Genomic DNA, 12939 nt, shown 5'->3' on the forward strand with positions numbered 1-12939 from the left:
AAACGTGTCCGCCAAAGTCTCGTTCGAACCTCCCATCCCTGGCGGAATGAAAGGTTCAGCAGGACTCTGCCGCCCACGTTTCTCTTTCTTCAATATTCAATTGTCAAAGAACAGACATCGCAGACGCAATGTCGTGGCCCGTACGCTTTTGGCTTCGGGGCCGTTCGAGTGTCGCTCACGCGGCTCTCTTGAATTTCGCAAAGGGCAGATCTAGAAGCGAACCGCTTCGTCGCCAGCGGCGCACCGCCCTCGTTGGAGAGGCGTATATGGGAAGCATCGGTTTCGTGTCAAGCACCTTTTGGTGAAAAGACCTGCTAATTCCATTGCCGGCTTGGCATCGTGCTGCGTTCTCCGGATGTTGGCTGCAGGGATGTGTTACGACAGCAATGCTCGTTTCCGGGTTAATCCGGACCCCATGCCGCTGGCGGAAGAGGAGGGATTCGAACCCCCGATGCGGGTGTCCCCGCATAACGACTTAGCAAGCCGCCGCCTTCAGCCGCTCGGCCACTCTTCCATTTGTCAGCTCCACTCTTCCTTTTGCCAGCCGTTGATCAGCTGTGGATAAATTGGAGGCGCCAGCCGGACTCGAACCGGCATACACGGAGTTGCAATCCGCTGGATCGCCGTTCTCCCACGGCGCCTTGACGCCTCACCTCTGAGAGACGCCACGTCTTGCATTGCCCACGTCCTCTATTGCCCACGTCTTGCATTGCTTAGACGGATATTGCTTCCACCCGGCGGCTGCCCGCCGCGTGCTCTACCGAATGAGCCATACCGACTGATCTGGTGCGGCCGGCCGGAATTGAACCGGCACGCCACGGAGGCGCCGCATTTTGACTGCGGTGCGTCTACCATTTCCACCACGGCCGCAACCTGGTGCCCAGGGATGGAGTCGAACCAGCCATCGATACGAAGCTTCAATGATTGGTGGAGGGAGTAGGATTCGAACCTACGAACTCAAAGAGGGCAGTTTTACAGACTGCTGCCATTAACCGCTCGGCCACCCCTCCGAACCATCCGGAGTCAGAACCTAGGCTCGGGCTACGGCGAACCTTGATCTCCGAACTGAAATCAGGCGTCCTGCCTTTGGACGAGCCTCGAAAAAATGGCAAAAACTGACGGACAGGCAGGATTTGAACCTGCGCCGTCTACCCACTTTCCAGGCGGGCGCCTCGGCCGCTAGGCACCTGCCCGATGGCGGAGAGGGAGGGATTTGAACCCCCGAGGCCCTTGCAGGCCTACCCGCTTTCGAGGCGGGCGCATTCAACCGTGCTCTGCCACCCCTCCATATTGGTGCAGCCCGATTTTGGTGCGGACGGCGAGATTCGAACTCGCAACGGGAATACCCGGCCGGGTTTAGGCCGGCTGCGTCTACCGATTCCGCCACGTCCGCCCGCCACGTCCGCAAGTGCTTTTCCAGCTTCGCGCCGCGTTCGCAAAGATCGCGAATCGGGATGGTCGGAGTGGCAGGATTCGAACACCTGCGGCCCCCTCGTCCCAAACGAGGTGCGCTACCAGGCTGCGCTACACTCCGGCTCTCCGAGCCCATAGGCCGAGCCGTAACGTCTGCCGGTTCTCGCCACGAGATGGTTGAGACCAGATCCCCTGTAAGCCGGGTTCTGTCGAGGGCTGCCATTCCTCTTGGACGCCTGTCGCCAGGCGCCTCCTTGCCCGCCACCAAAGCCCTCCCCGACACAGGTCACAGGGCACTTCTTGCGGTTGCTTCCCCCACCCTGTCGCCCGTTTCACCCGTCCCGACTGGGACGGCTCGTCTCTGTTGCCGTGGCTCGCCTCGCGGCGGGCAGGCATTACCTGCTGGGGTGTGTCGGCGAAGCCCGGACTTTCCTCGCTCCACGACATTCGTCGCTTAGTGCGTGGCAGCCCGGAGATCTGGTCTCTTCTGGTGGACCGGCTGGACCGCCATGATCCCAACGTTCCCACCAAGAAAATTTGAGCCGCACAGGGGCCAGAGTTACTATCCCCATGCGGCGGACCGTCTCCGGTCCTGCCAGTTTATATGGGAACAAAACGGGAAAGTTCAAGCATCACGCGCCCATGTCCGGTCTGCCAAGGGGCATTCACCGCAAACGGAACCGGAGCCCGAGCGTTCCGGCGGATCTGCATGGCGGCGCGGCCAACGGCTGGAACCATTCGGCCAGGCTGTTGTTTCATCAGCGAAGAACGGGACCGCCGAGCGAGCGTCGCAGCGCGACAGGCCTGAGGTCCTCAACAAAATCTTCCAGGCCAATATCGCTCTACGTCCGCTGGTGCCGTTCTGGGCACGAAAAGGGAGATTCACCATGAAAGTCGCTGAGATAATGACCCCCAACGTCCATCTCGCCAGTCCTGGCGAGTCGCTGCAGAAAATCGCGAAACGAATGGCGGTTGATGACGTCGGATTTCTGCCCGTCGGAGAAAACGACCGACTCGTCGGAACAATCACCGACCGTGACATCGTCGTACGTGCCGTCGCCGAAGGCAAGGACGGCAATGCGACAGTCCGCGACGTGATGACCAAGGATGTCAAATACTGCTTCGAGGACGAAGATATCGAGCACGTCGTCCAGAACATGGGTGATATCCAGGTCAGGCGGTTGCCTGTCCTCAACCGCGACAAGCGCCTGGTGGGTGTGGTCTCGCTCGCGGACGCGGCGCTGAAGGAAGATCCGGCAACCGTCGGAATCGCGATGTCCGGCGTGGTCGTACCCGGCGGCGCACACGCGACGTAAGCGCTCTGCCCGGCAGGCAAGATCGGACTGAGTGCACTAGCATCGGACCCAAAGTGGGTACCGGTGTGGGGACATCCGATGCTCAAACAAAAAGAGGAGCGGCGGCACGAGTCGGTTTGAATGGCCTCTAGCGTTGTCGCGTCTCAAGGAGCCCGAAGCGACGGCTCGACCGAGCCCTAGCCACACCTTCCCGGCCATATGCCGAGAGCGTCGATGACGCCCCCGGGCTGCACGAAGGTCAAAGCATTCATGGACTTTCTCATTCCGCGGCTCTGAAGAGGATCGATAGCAAGGGAGCCCGACCTGAAGCCGACGCTGCGCACCAAGTGCTTCCTCCCCCCGCAATGATTGTTTCAAACTCGCCCGCTACCCATTGGCGGCAGCCGCTTGGTCCGGTTTTGACCCAAGCACCCTTATCAACCTTACGCCGATTTAATGTGCAAGCGAGCGGGAGAATTGCCATAAAGCTTTGATATCGACGAGTCATCCTGCGGGTCGGAGTGCGCCGTCGCGTCTACTTCACCTTGGGAACCGTAGGCGATATATTTGCCAACCGGAGCGTCGATGGCCACCTGGAAACAGATCGTTTTTGCACTTGTGATCCTCGTCGCGGCTGCGGCCGCCTGGGTTCGCTTTTTTCCAGGCGCGCCGGATGTGCTGGCGCGCTGGGGCATCGACTGGGCTTATGCCGCGACGCCACCAACGGGCGCCGTCGATAACGCCGGGCAAGCAGGCATCCGCAACGCCGCCGGCCAGCGGGTGACTATCGTTGCATTGCCGGCGTCCGCCGCTATCATCAACGATCGCCTGCAGGCGATCGGCACCGGCCGCGCCAACGCCTCGGTGACGGTCAATCCCTACAGTTCCGGCCGCCTCGTCGAACTCCTGGTCGAGTCCGGCGCGCATGTCGAAAAGGGGCAGGTGATCGCCACCCTCGATTCCGACACCGAGGTGATCGCACAGGACCGCGCCAAAGTTGCTTTGCAGGACGCGCAGGCCAAGCTCGTCCGGGTCAAATCGCTGCGGGCTTCCAACGCTGCGACAGCGGTCGCGGTTGCCGATGCCGAAGTGGTGCTGGCCAATGCCAAGCTGGCGCTTCGCGATGCGGAACTGGCCTTGCAGCGCCGCTCGATCGTCGCACCGATCGCCGGTGTCGTCGGCATCCTGCCGATATCAGCCGGCAACTATGTGACCAGCCAGTCGGCGGTCACCACCCTCGACGACCGCTCCAGCATACTGGTCGAATTCTGGGTGCCGGAGCGCTTCGCCGCCGCCGTCAAGATCGGCGCGCAATTGTCGGCGACGCCGATTGCCAATCCCAACAAAGCCTATACCGGTAGGGTTTCCGCTATCGACAACCACGTCGATGAAGCCAGCCGTACCCTCCTGGTCAAGGCAAAGATCGCCAACCCGGCCGATTCGCTGCGTGCCGGCATGTCCTTCCAGATCTCCATGAAATTCCCCGGCGACAGTTATCCGGCGGTTAGTCCGCTGGCGATCCAGTGGGGTTCGGACGGTGCCTATATCTGGGCCATCGTGGACGGCAAGGCCAAGCGGGTGGCCGTGCGCATCATCCAGCGCAATACCGAGACCGTGCTGATCGACGCCCCGATCGTCAGCGGCGACATGGTGGTGACCGAAGGCACCCAGAGCGTCAGCGAAGGCGGCGAGGTCCGCATCGCCGGCGAAGAACAGCGCGCCGCGGACGCCGACGGCTGATGACCGCAACCAACAACGCCGCCGGCGACACAGGCTTCACCGCGCTGTTCATCCGCAGGCCGGTGATGGCCTTGGTCTTGAACACGCTGATCGCGGTCGCCGGCCTTGCCGCATTCTACGGTGTCGAGGTCCGCGAACTGCCGGATGTCGATCGCGCCGTCGTCACCGTTAACACGACCTTTGAAGGCGCTGCGGCCGAGACCGTCGACCGCGAATTGACCGACGTGATTGAGGGCGCGGTCGCCCGCGTCTCCGGTGTGAAGTCGATCTCGTCCACCTCGTCCTTCGGCACGAGCCGCGTCACCATCGAATTCAACGACGGCGTCGACCTCGACGTCGCCGCCTCCGATGTGCGCGATGGCGTTGGCCGCGTCGTCGACCAGATGCCGGACACGGCGGATGCGCCGCGCATCGTCAAGGCCGACGCCAATTCCGACCCGGTGATGCGGCTGGCTGTCACCTCCGACACCATGTCGGTGCAGGACATGACGATGCTGGTCCAGGACCAGATCGAGGACGAGCTTGCCGCCGTGCCCGGCGTTGCCGACGTCCAGGTCTATGGCGGCCGCGACAAGATCTTCCGCATCGATGTCGACCAGAACAGACTTGCCAGCCTGGGCTTCACCGTCGCCGACCTGAGGACAGCGCTGGCTTCGGTCGCTTTCGATTCGCCGGCCGGTTCAATCACCACGACCAACCAGGACCTGATCGTGCGTCCGACGGCGGACGTGACCACGCCGGAGGAGTTCGAAAACATCATCATCGGCGGCACGACCCGCATCCGCGACGTCGCCACCGTCACGCTCGGCCCCGATATCGGCCAGACCACGTTGCGTTCGAACGGCAAGACCGGCATCGGTCTCGGCATCATCCGCCAGGCGGAATCGAACACGCTGGATATTTCGACCGGCGTCAGGGCCGCGGTCGCCGCGCTGCAGGCGGATCTGCCTCAGGGCATGTCGATCAAGGTCACCAGCGACGATGCGGTCTTCGTCAACGGCGCGGTGCATGAGGTCGAGATCGCACTCGGCCTGTCCGTCTCCATCGTGCTGATCGTCATCTACGTGTTTCTCCTCGACTGGCGCGCGACGCTCATTCCGGGGCTTGCGATGCCGGTCGCCATGATCGGGACGATCGCCGCCATCTATCTCGCCGGCTTCTCGGTCAACATATTGACGCTGCTCGCCCTGGTGCTGGCGACGGGCCTGGTCGTCGACGACGCCATCGTCGTTCTGGAAAACATCGTGCGACGACGCAACGAAGGCATGGGGCCACGCGCCGCAGCCGTGCTTGGTGCCCAGGAAGTGTTCTTCGCCGTCATCGCCACGACGTTGACGCTGGTGGCAGTCTTCGTGCCGATTTCCTTCCTGCCCGGCCAGACCGGCGGCCTGTTCCGCGAATTCGGCTTCGTTCTCGCCATATCGGTGCTTCTGTCCGCAGTCGTGGCGCTGACGCTTTGTCCGATGCTTGCCTCACGCATGCTGTCGGCCGCGCCGCTTCACCACGAAGGCGGCAGCGGCATCGGCGCCCGCATCGGCGGTGCGCTGAACACGCTCTACCGGCGCTGCCTGCGCATCTGCCTCGACGCGCCGTGGATCGTGCTTCTGGTCGCGCTGCTGTTTGCAGCCACCGCCCTCACGCTGTTCGGCACGATTCGCCAGGAACTGACGCCGACCGAGGATCGTGCCGTCGTGCTCATGCGCGTCGACGCGCCGCAAGGCGTCAGCCTCGATTACACGACCGAGCAGATGCAGAAGATCGAAAAACTGATCCAGCCGCTGCGCGATTCCGGTGAAATCCGCAACACGTTCGAGAGCGCCGGCCGGAACGGCGCCTACAATGCCGGCTTCATGGTGATGACGCTGGCGCCGTGGGACGAGCGCGACCGCAGCCAGCAGCAGATCATGGCCGACATCAGACGGCTCACCGGGCAGGTGCCGAGCGTGCGCGTCTTTCCGATTCAGCCCAACAGCCTCGGCATTCGCGGCGCCGGCAACGGCCTGCAGTTCGCGCTGGTTGGCAACAATCGCGCGGCGCTCAGCGACGCTGCGGTGAAGATCATCGCCGAGATGCGGAAGGACGCCCGCTTCCAGTCGCCCCGGCTCTCCGTCGACCCGACGCAACCCCAGCTTTCGGTGGCTATCGACCGCGAGCGCGCTTCCGACCTCGGCATCGACATCACCGGGCTTGCCGATACTTTCCAGGCCATGCTCGACGGCAATGATGTCGTCGACGTCTACATCGCCGACCGCAGCTACGGGGTGAAGCTCGTCTCGACGACCAACCCAATCAACGATCCGACCGACCTGGAGAACATCTTCCTGAAGACGGCCGACGGCCGCTTCGTGCCGATGTCGACCATTGCCACGCTGGCCGAGCGCGCCGTGCCGCCCTCGCTGACCCGCGAGCAGCAGCAGCCGTCGGTGGCGATCACCTCCAATCTCAGCGGCGATTTCGCGCTCGGCCAGGCGCTCACCCGCGCCGAGGCAATCGCCACGCCGCTCCTGCCGCCGGGCAGCCGCATCGTCCCCTTGGCCGAGGCCGCGACGCTGGGCGAGACCAACAGCGCCATGATCACCATCTTCGGCTTCTCGCTGGTCATCATCCTTTTGGTGCTTGCCGCTCAGTTCGAGAGCTTCGTCAGTGCGGTCATCATCATGGCGACGGTGCCGCTCGGTCTTGCCTGCGCGATCTTTGCCCTTTTGCTCAGCGGCACCAGCCTCAACGCCTACAGCCAGATCGGCCTGGTGCTGCTGGTCGGTGTCATGGCCAAGAACGGCATCCTGATCGTCGAGTTCGCCAATCAGCTGCGCGACCGCGGGCTCGGCGTCCGCGAGGCGATCGAGCAGGCCTCGACCATCCGGCTGCGGCCGGTGATGATGACGATGATCTGCACCGTGCTCGGCGGCGTGCCGCTGGTGCTGGCGAGCGGCGCCGGCGCCGAGGCGCGCATCGCGCTCGGCTGGGTGATCGTCGGCGGGCTGGGTCTGGCCACCGTCTCGACGCTATTCCTGACCCCGGTCGCCTATCTCCTGCTCGGCCGCTTCGTGACGCCGAAGGTGGAAGAGGCATCGCGGCTGAAGCGCGAGCTCGAGGAAGCCGCCTACACCAATGTCGAATCGGCTGAGTAGGGTCAGGCCGCCCTCAGCATCTCGGCGGGAAGGTGTTCTCGAGCATCCAGCACTTCCATCCCTTCGATGTGGCCTTCAGCATCATATTCGAGGACTATGCCTGCAGAAACTTCCTCGCTTTCCTGGATCGCCTCCGAGGAGAAACGGATGTAGGCAGCATCAGCTTCCGGGGAGAGGGGCGCTCTCATTGATGGTTTCGCCAATCACCAGCGTTACGGGAAAGGCACCGGCGTGGAGGCCAGCCCCCCCTTCTCCCCGTCACTACAAGGAGAAGTGCCCGGCAGGGCGATGAGGGGCGGCGCCGACTTCAACAACTGGTGGCCATTCGATGCCGCCAGTTGTCTGAATCGATTTGCCTCAACCCGGCACTTTACCCGCGGCAGGGATGATCGTACTTCGGTTAGCCTTGTCAACGCGAGCCTTTGCTGGGCGAAGCAAGGGCGTGCGGAGGAATTGCGATGAGCTATTTGGATGAGCTGTTTTCAGTGGCCGGCAAGGCTGCGCTGGTAACCGGCGCTGCGACCGGCATCGGCCGCATGGCGGCGACCGCGCTGGTCCACGGCGGCGCCAGCGTGATGATCGCCTCGCGCAAGGGCGAGGATTGCATCAGGGTCGCCGGCGAACTGAATGGCCTCGGCGCCTCCGGCCGAGCCGAAGGCTTTGCCGGCGACGTTTCCAGCGAGGCCGGCATCGCGGCTCTCGTTGCCGAGGTCAAGGCGCGGACCGAGCGGCTGCACATCCTGGTCAACAATGCCGGCGTTTCCTGGGGCGCGCCGCTGGAGAGCTTCCCATACCATGCCTGGGCCAAGGTGTTCGGTGTCAACGTCACTGCCGTCTTCCATCTGACGCGCGAGCTCCTGCCGCTGCTCGACGCCGCCGCCAGCGATGCCGATCCGGCCCGGGTGATCAATCTGGGTTCGGTGATGGGTACGCAGCCGCTGGCGGACGACGCCTATTCATACTCTGCCTCGAAAGCCGCGGTTCACCACCTGACACGCACCTTGGCGATCGAGTTCGCCGCCCGCCACATCACCGTCAACGCTTTCGCACCCGGCCCCTTCCAGAGCCGGATGACCGCCTTTGCCACCGCGACCGAGGACCAGGCCAAGCATGTCGGCGGCCATGTTCCGATCGGCCGTATCGGCGCGCCGGATGACATTGCCGGCGCAACGCTCTATTTGTGCAGCCGAGCCGGCAGCTATGTCACCGGCGCCATCCTGCCGATCGATGGCGGGCAGTCGGTGCAGCATGGGCTGACACTGTTCAAGGAATGAAGCCGCTCGCGTTCCGGACGGTTGAAATGGAGGACATCAGCGTGGAACCGATCAGTCTCGATGTGCTTCTGGCAAGTGTCGGCAAGGAAGTCGGCGTGTCGCCGTGGCGGGTGGTCTCGCAGCGCATGATCGACCAGTTCGCCGATGCCACCGACGACCACCAGTTCATCCATTGCGATCCGGAGCGCGCCAAGCGCGAGACGCCGTTCGGCGGCACCATCGCGCATGGTTTCCTGTCGCTTTCGCTTTTATCGGCGATGACGTTCGAGACCATGCCGCCGCTCGAAAACAGCAAGATGGGCGTCAATCATGGATTCGATTCGCTGCGCTTCCTAGCACCGGTGAAGACCGGCGCGCGCATCCGCACCCGTTTCGTGCTGGCCGACGTCAAGGTCAGGCCGTCGGGCTGGGTGCAGACGGCGCATGATGTGACCATCGAGATCGAGGGTTCGAAAAAACCGGCATTGACCGCGCGCTGGCTGACGCTGACATTGATCGAGCGCCAGCCAGAAGCGGCCTGAACGGCTCAACGAGCCTCGGCGGAGATGAACTTCATGTGCCGGCCGACCTAGGGGTATCGCCAATCGGAGCGCTGCGACGCCGATTTTGCCAATGCTTGATTTGACGGCGCCTTGTCCGTTTCCGTACAGCGTATATAAATTAGCCAGCCACTAACAGCCGCTAACAGAAGGCAGGCGAAAATTGCCGCTCAGCGTCCAAACACGCCGCGAGAAGCAAAAGGCCGAACTGCGCTCCGAACTCGTCGATGCAGCGCACAAGCTCGTTCAGGAAGAAGGCTATGAAGGCCTCACCATCCGCAAGCTGGCCAAGCGCGTCGGCTATGCGCCAATGTCGGTCTATTCCTATTTCGCCGACAAGCAGGACATCTTGTTCGCGCTGGCCGAGGATGCGTTCGAGACCCTGGCAAAGCGTATCGAGGATCACCCGGCCGACGATCCGATCGAGGCGCTGCAAGTGGTGATGACCGAATACGCGGCCTTCGGCCTTGGCAACCCCAACGAGTATCGCACGATATTCATGACCGAAAAGGTCAAGCCCCCGGAAGGCAGGACCTTCGCCGAAATGCAAGAGGGCAACCCGTTGATGAAAGTGCTGATCAATAGGGTCGAGGCCTGCGTTGCCGCCGGCAGGCTGAAGGGCGACCCGCGCGCCATTGCCACCATGCTGTGGGCGGTTGGCCACGGCACGATCTCGCTGCTGATTACCTTTCCTTTCTATCCGTTCGGCGACCAGCAGGCGTTCGTGAAACGGATGTGCGACTTCACGCTTGCCGCGCTGGCAACGCAGGACGTGCCGCCGCTGACCGCGACGCCAGTCAACTGCTGAAGGGTTCCTTCGGTTTCAGATAGCTGAAGATTTTGTAAGGCACGGGTGAACGGCACCGCGTGTGCAACTCGTCGCGTGCTGGCGCGGCGCGATTCCCAACATCCATATAAACTTTTTCGTACATGTACGACTTCTGACTTGAAGCCCGCGACTGTCGGGCGTATATGTACGCTATATCGTACATGTACGGCAAAATTCAGCAGTGAACCGGAGACAGACAATGAAAAAGACGATCTTCGCCCTCGTGGCCGTCCTGGCATTCTCAAGCGCTGCCTTGGCCGGCCAGAGCCAGCCCGGCAAGCCGGCCGCAGCCTGCGCCGACACCAACGTTAAGCTCGATTGCGGCGCGACCGGATCGGTCGAAGAGACAGGCCCGGCGACCCACAAGGGCTCGACTGAAAACAAGGATCCGCGGCTCGGCATCGACATCGATCCGTGGATCGTGCCCAGCACGTTCTGAGGTTCGAAAACAAATGGGTGGTAGGAAATCCTGACCGCCCACTTTCGTGGCCATTTCAGCCAGACTCCGCCGGACGGAAGTTATTTCCTGCGCTTCTTCATTCCGGCCACGATCTTGGCCTTGCCGGGCCTTGCGGGAGCGCCGGAAATCGAGGTCCCGGTGATCGACACCGGATCGCTGGCCGGAAACGTATCCTCGAGGCCTTCCTCGAGCTCCTCTTCAATATTTGAGCCTTCATGCGGCTCGTGTTCGAGAGAGCGAACGGCCGACGTCTTCTGGACTGGTGGATTCGGCGCTGATTTCGACGGCATCGACATCTCCCTCGACTTGCTCCGACTCCGGCAAACGATCGGGAGCAGCGAACGTTATGCCGCTGCGTCGCGGGCCGCCTCCGACAGGAAAGTAAAGACATAATCGGAAAAGGAACGCCAGCATTCAACGCGGAACGCGTCGGACGCGGTGCGCAACAGCACGATTTCGACCTTACCGAGAATGGAGCGCGACGCCGCGCCTACCGGAAATGCGTCGAGCGACAGATCCTGCGGACAGCCTGAATTGATCGTCACCGCCGCTGCCGGGCCGGTGACCGATATGGCAACGTTGCGATGCGAGATGCCGACCGCCGAATGCAGCACTGTCACCTCGGCGCAGTCGGCGAGCGGGTCTTTTCCCACCTCATCGATGACCAGCCATTCGTCCGGCCCAAGCCACAATGCCGTGCGCCCGGCTTTTGCCGCTGAGGTTTTGGGTTTTTGCGGCAGGGTCACGCCGAGCGCCTTCGAAAGCGCCGCGACCGAGGCGTCCGGCGCACGCAGCGAAATGCGCTCTGCCGGTGGCAACACAGCAAGCGTGACGCCGGTTGCGGAAAGCTCATGACCGGCGAGAGCCGGGCGGCGTTCGACTGAAGGCGCAGCGGCGGCAGATTTCTTCGCGGCAGCCTTAGCCATTGAGGCGCTCCCCCTTCTCGTCGAAGAACACCATGCCGGTGACCTCCACCTCGATCGTCGCGTTGGGCATCGGCACGTGATCTTCGCCCTCGTGGCCGTCCTGGCATTCTCAAGCGCTGCCTTGGCCGGCCAGAGCCAGCCCGGCAAGCCGGCCGCAGCCTGCGCCGACACCAACGTTAAGCTCGATTGCGGCGCGACCGGATCGGTCGAAGAGACAGGCCCGGCGACCCACAAGGGCTCGACTGAAAACAAGGATCCGCGGCTCGGCATCGACATCGATCCGTGGATCGTGCCCAGCACGTTCTGAGGTTCGAAAACAAATGGGTGGTAGGAAATCCTGACCGCCCACTTTCGTGGCCATTTCAGCCAGACTCCGCCGGACGGAAGTTATTTCCTGCGCTTCTTCATTCCGGCCACGATCTTGGCCTTGCCGGGCCTTGCGGGAGCGCCGGAAATCGAGGTCCCGGTGATCGACACCGGATCGCTGGCCGGAAACGTATCCTCGAGGCCTTCCTCGAGCTCCTCTTCAATATTTGAGCCTTCATGCGGCTCGTGTTCGAGAGAGCGAACGGCCGACGTCTTCTGGACTGGTGGATTCGGCGCTGATTTCGACGGCATCGACATCTCCCTCGACTTGCTCCGACTCCGGCAAACGATCGGGCGCAGCGAACGTTATGCCGCTGCGTCGCGGGCCGCCTCCGACAGGAAAGTAAAGACATAATCGGAAAAGGAACGCCAGCATTCAACGCGGAACGCGTCGGACGCGGTGCGCAACAGCACGATTTCGACCTTACCGAGAATGGTGCGCGACGCCGCGCCTACCGGAAATGCGTCGAGCGACAGATCCTGCGGACAGCCTGAATTGATCGTCACCGCCGCTGCCGGGCCGGTGACCGATATGGCAACGTTGCGATGCGAGATGCCGACCGCCGAATGCAGCACTGTCACCTCGGCGCAGTCGGCGAGCGGGTCTTTTCCCACCTCATCGATGACCAGCCATTCGTCCGGCCCAAGCCACAATGCCGTGCGCCCGGCTTTTGCCGCTGAGGTTTTGGGTTTTTGCGGCAGGGTCACGCCGAGCGCCTTCGAAAGCGCCGCGACCGAGGCGTCCGGCGCACGCAGCGAAATGCGCTCTGCCGGTGGCAACACAGCAAGCGTGACGCCGGTTGCGGAAAGCTCATGACCGGCGAGAGCCGGGCGGCGTTCGACTGAAGGCGCAGCGGCGGCAGATTTCTTCGCGGCAGCCTTAGCCATTGAGGCGCTCCCCCTTCTCGTCGAAGAACACCATGCCGGTGACCTCCACCTCGATCGTCGCGTTGGGCATCGGCACGT

At 62.9% G+C, this 12939-nt stretch carries 14 protein-coding genes, 8 tRNA genes and 1 other RNA gene; 9 read left to right on the forward strand and 14 right to left on the reverse strand.

Annotated elements, in window-relative coordinates; all coding sequences use genetic code 11:
* Positions 1–214: hypothetical protein (locus EOA78_RS36575; RefSeq protein ID WP_206533515.1), on the forward strand; the 214-nt coding region annotated here is incomplete at its 5' end.
* Between the two features lie 208 nt (positions 215–422).
* Here the strand turns inward: EOA78_RS36575 and EOA78_RS27835 are convergent.
* The 9 genes from EOA78_RS27835 to rnpB form a co-directional block, all read right to left on the reverse strand.
* Positions 423–514, reverse strand: a tRNA-Ser gene (locus EOA78_RS27835).
* Between the two features lie 53 nt (positions 515–567).
* Positions 568–641 (reverse strand) — tRNA-Cys (locus EOA78_RS27840).
* Between the two features lie 143 nt (positions 642–784).
* Positions 785–870 (reverse strand) — tRNA-Leu (locus tag EOA78_RS27845).
* 55 nt (positions 871–925) lie between these two features.
* Positions 926–1010, reverse strand: a tRNA-Tyr gene (locus EOA78_RS27850).
* 108 nt (positions 1011–1118) lie between these two features.
* Positions 1119–1194: transfer RNA gene (locus EOA78_RS27855), tRNA-Ser, on the reverse strand.
* 1 nt (position 1195) lies between these two features.
* A tRNA-Ser gene (locus EOA78_RS27860) sits at positions 1196–1287 on the reverse strand.
* Between the two features lie 20 nt (positions 1288–1307).
* A tRNA-Leu gene (locus EOA78_RS27865) sits at positions 1308–1393 on the reverse strand.
* Between the two features lie 62 nt (positions 1394–1455).
* Positions 1456–1534, reverse strand: a tRNA-Pro gene (locus EOA78_RS27870).
* A 58-nt stretch (positions 1535–1592) separates the two neighbouring features.
* Positions 1593–1894: RNase P RNA component class A (gene rnpB, locus EOA78_RS27875), an RNA gene on the reverse strand.
* A 406-nt stretch (positions 1895–2300) separates the two neighbouring features.
* Between rnpB and EOA78_RS27880 the strand changes: the two genes are divergently transcribed.
* The 3 genes from EOA78_RS27880 (at position 2301) to EOA78_RS27890 (ending at position 7579) form a co-directional block, all read left to right on the forward strand.
* The gene (locus tag EOA78_RS27880) at positions 2301–2729 is read left to right on the forward strand and encodes a CBS domain-containing protein (protein ID WP_029348055.1); all 429 of its coding nucleotides are present in this window, start codon (positions 2301–2303) and stop codon (positions 2727–2729) included.
* A gap of 564 nt (positions 2730–3293) precedes the next feature.
* Complete coding sequence (locus tag EOA78_RS27885; RefSeq protein ID WP_127318106.1) at positions 3294–4448, forward strand: efflux RND transporter periplasmic adaptor subunit; 1155 nt, start codon at positions 3294–3296, stop codon at positions 4446–4448.
* The gene (locus tag EOA78_RS27890) at positions 4448–7579 is read left to right on the forward strand and encodes an efflux RND transporter permease subunit (protein ID WP_127318108.1); all 3132 of its coding nucleotides are present in this window, start codon (positions 4448–4450) and stop codon (positions 7577–7579) included. The genes EOA78_RS27885 and EOA78_RS27890 overlap by 1 nt, the downstream gene beginning before the upstream one ends.
* Positions 7580–7581: 2 nt before the next feature.
* Here the strand turns inward: EOA78_RS27890 and EOA78_RS27895 are convergent, their stop codons facing one another.
* A complete protein-coding gene (locus EOA78_RS27895) occupies positions 7582–7767 on the reverse strand; it encodes a DUF2283 domain-containing protein (protein ID WP_127318111.1) in 186 nt (61 codons plus the stop codon).
* A gap of 270 nt (positions 7768–8037) precedes the next feature.
* Here EOA78_RS27895 and EOA78_RS27900 point away from each other — a divergent pair, with 270 nt between their 5' ends.
* The 4 genes from EOA78_RS27900 to EOA78_RS27915 all read left to right on the forward strand — a co-directional run bounded on the left by EOA78_RS27900 (position 8038) and on the right by EOA78_RS27915 (position 10660).
* The gene (locus tag EOA78_RS27900; RefSeq protein ID WP_127318113.1) at positions 8038–8853 is read left to right on the forward strand and encodes an SDR family oxidoreductase; all 816 of its coding nucleotides are present in this window, start codon (positions 8038–8040) and stop codon (positions 8851–8853) included.
* 26 nt (positions 8854–8879) lie between these two features.
* Entirely contained in the window at positions 8880–9374 is a 495-nt protein-coding gene (locus tag EOA78_RS27905; protein ID WP_029348059.1) for a MaoC family dehydratase, read from the forward strand.
* A gap of 181 nt (positions 9375–9555) precedes the next feature.
* Positions 9556–10200: a TetR/AcrR family transcriptional regulator gene (locus tag EOA78_RS27910; protein WP_127318115.1), complete on the forward strand. Its 645-nt coding sequence runs from the start codon at positions 9556–9558 to the stop codon at positions 10198–10200.
* 220 nt (positions 10201–10420) lie between these two features.
* The gene (locus EOA78_RS27915) at positions 10421–10660 is read left to right on the forward strand and encodes a DUF680 domain-containing protein (RefSeq protein ID WP_127318117.1); all 240 of its coding nucleotides are present in this window, start codon (positions 10421–10423) and stop codon (positions 10658–10660) included.
* 80 nt (positions 10661–10740) lie between these two features.
* Here the strand turns inward: EOA78_RS27915 and EOA78_RS27920 are convergent, their stop codons facing one another.
* Both EOA78_RS27920 and EOA78_RS27925 read right to left on the reverse strand, forming a co-directional pair.
* The gene (locus tag EOA78_RS27920) at positions 10741–10971 is read right to left on the reverse strand and encodes a hypothetical protein (protein ID WP_065011085.1); all 231 of its coding nucleotides are present in this window, start codon (positions 10969–10971) and stop codon (positions 10741–10743) included.
* 54 nt (positions 10972–11025) lie between these two features.
* Entirely contained in the window at positions 11026–11607 is a 582-nt protein-coding gene (locus EOA78_RS27925; RefSeq protein WP_127318119.1) for a sarcosine oxidase subunit gamma, read from the reverse strand.
* 76 nt (positions 11608–11683) lie between these two features.
* On the opposite strand from EOA78_RS27925, the gene EOA78_RS27930 reads away from it, so the two are divergent.
* Positions 11684–11914 carry a DUF680 domain-containing protein gene (locus EOA78_RS27930; protein ID WP_127318121.1) on the forward strand — a complete coding sequence of 77 codons (231 nt, stop codon included), beginning with the start codon at positions 11684–11686 and terminating at the stop codon, positions 11912–11914.
* Positions 11915–11994: 80 nt separating this feature from the next.
* Here EOA78_RS27930 and EOA78_RS27935 read toward each other — a convergent pair whose 3' ends face one another.
* Both EOA78_RS27935 and EOA78_RS27940 read right to left on the reverse strand, forming a co-directional pair.
* The gene (locus tag EOA78_RS27935) at positions 11995–12225 is read right to left on the reverse strand and encodes a hypothetical protein (RefSeq protein WP_065011085.1); all 231 of its coding nucleotides are present in this window, start codon (positions 12223–12225) and stop codon (positions 11995–11997) included.
* A gap of 54 nt (positions 12226–12279) precedes the next feature.
* Entirely contained in the window at positions 12280–12861 is a 582-nt protein-coding gene (locus EOA78_RS27940) for a sarcosine oxidase subunit gamma (RefSeq protein ID WP_127318123.1), read from the reverse strand.
* Between the last annotated feature and the right edge of the window lie 78 nt (positions 12862–12939).

Source organism: Mesorhizobium sp. M5C.F.Cr.IN.023.01.1.1 (assembly GCF_003997585.1).
In the GTDB taxonomy this organism is placed as follows: Bacteria; Pseudomonadota; Alphaproteobacteria; order Rhizobiales; family Rhizobiaceae; genus Mesorhizobium; species Mesorhizobium wenxiniae.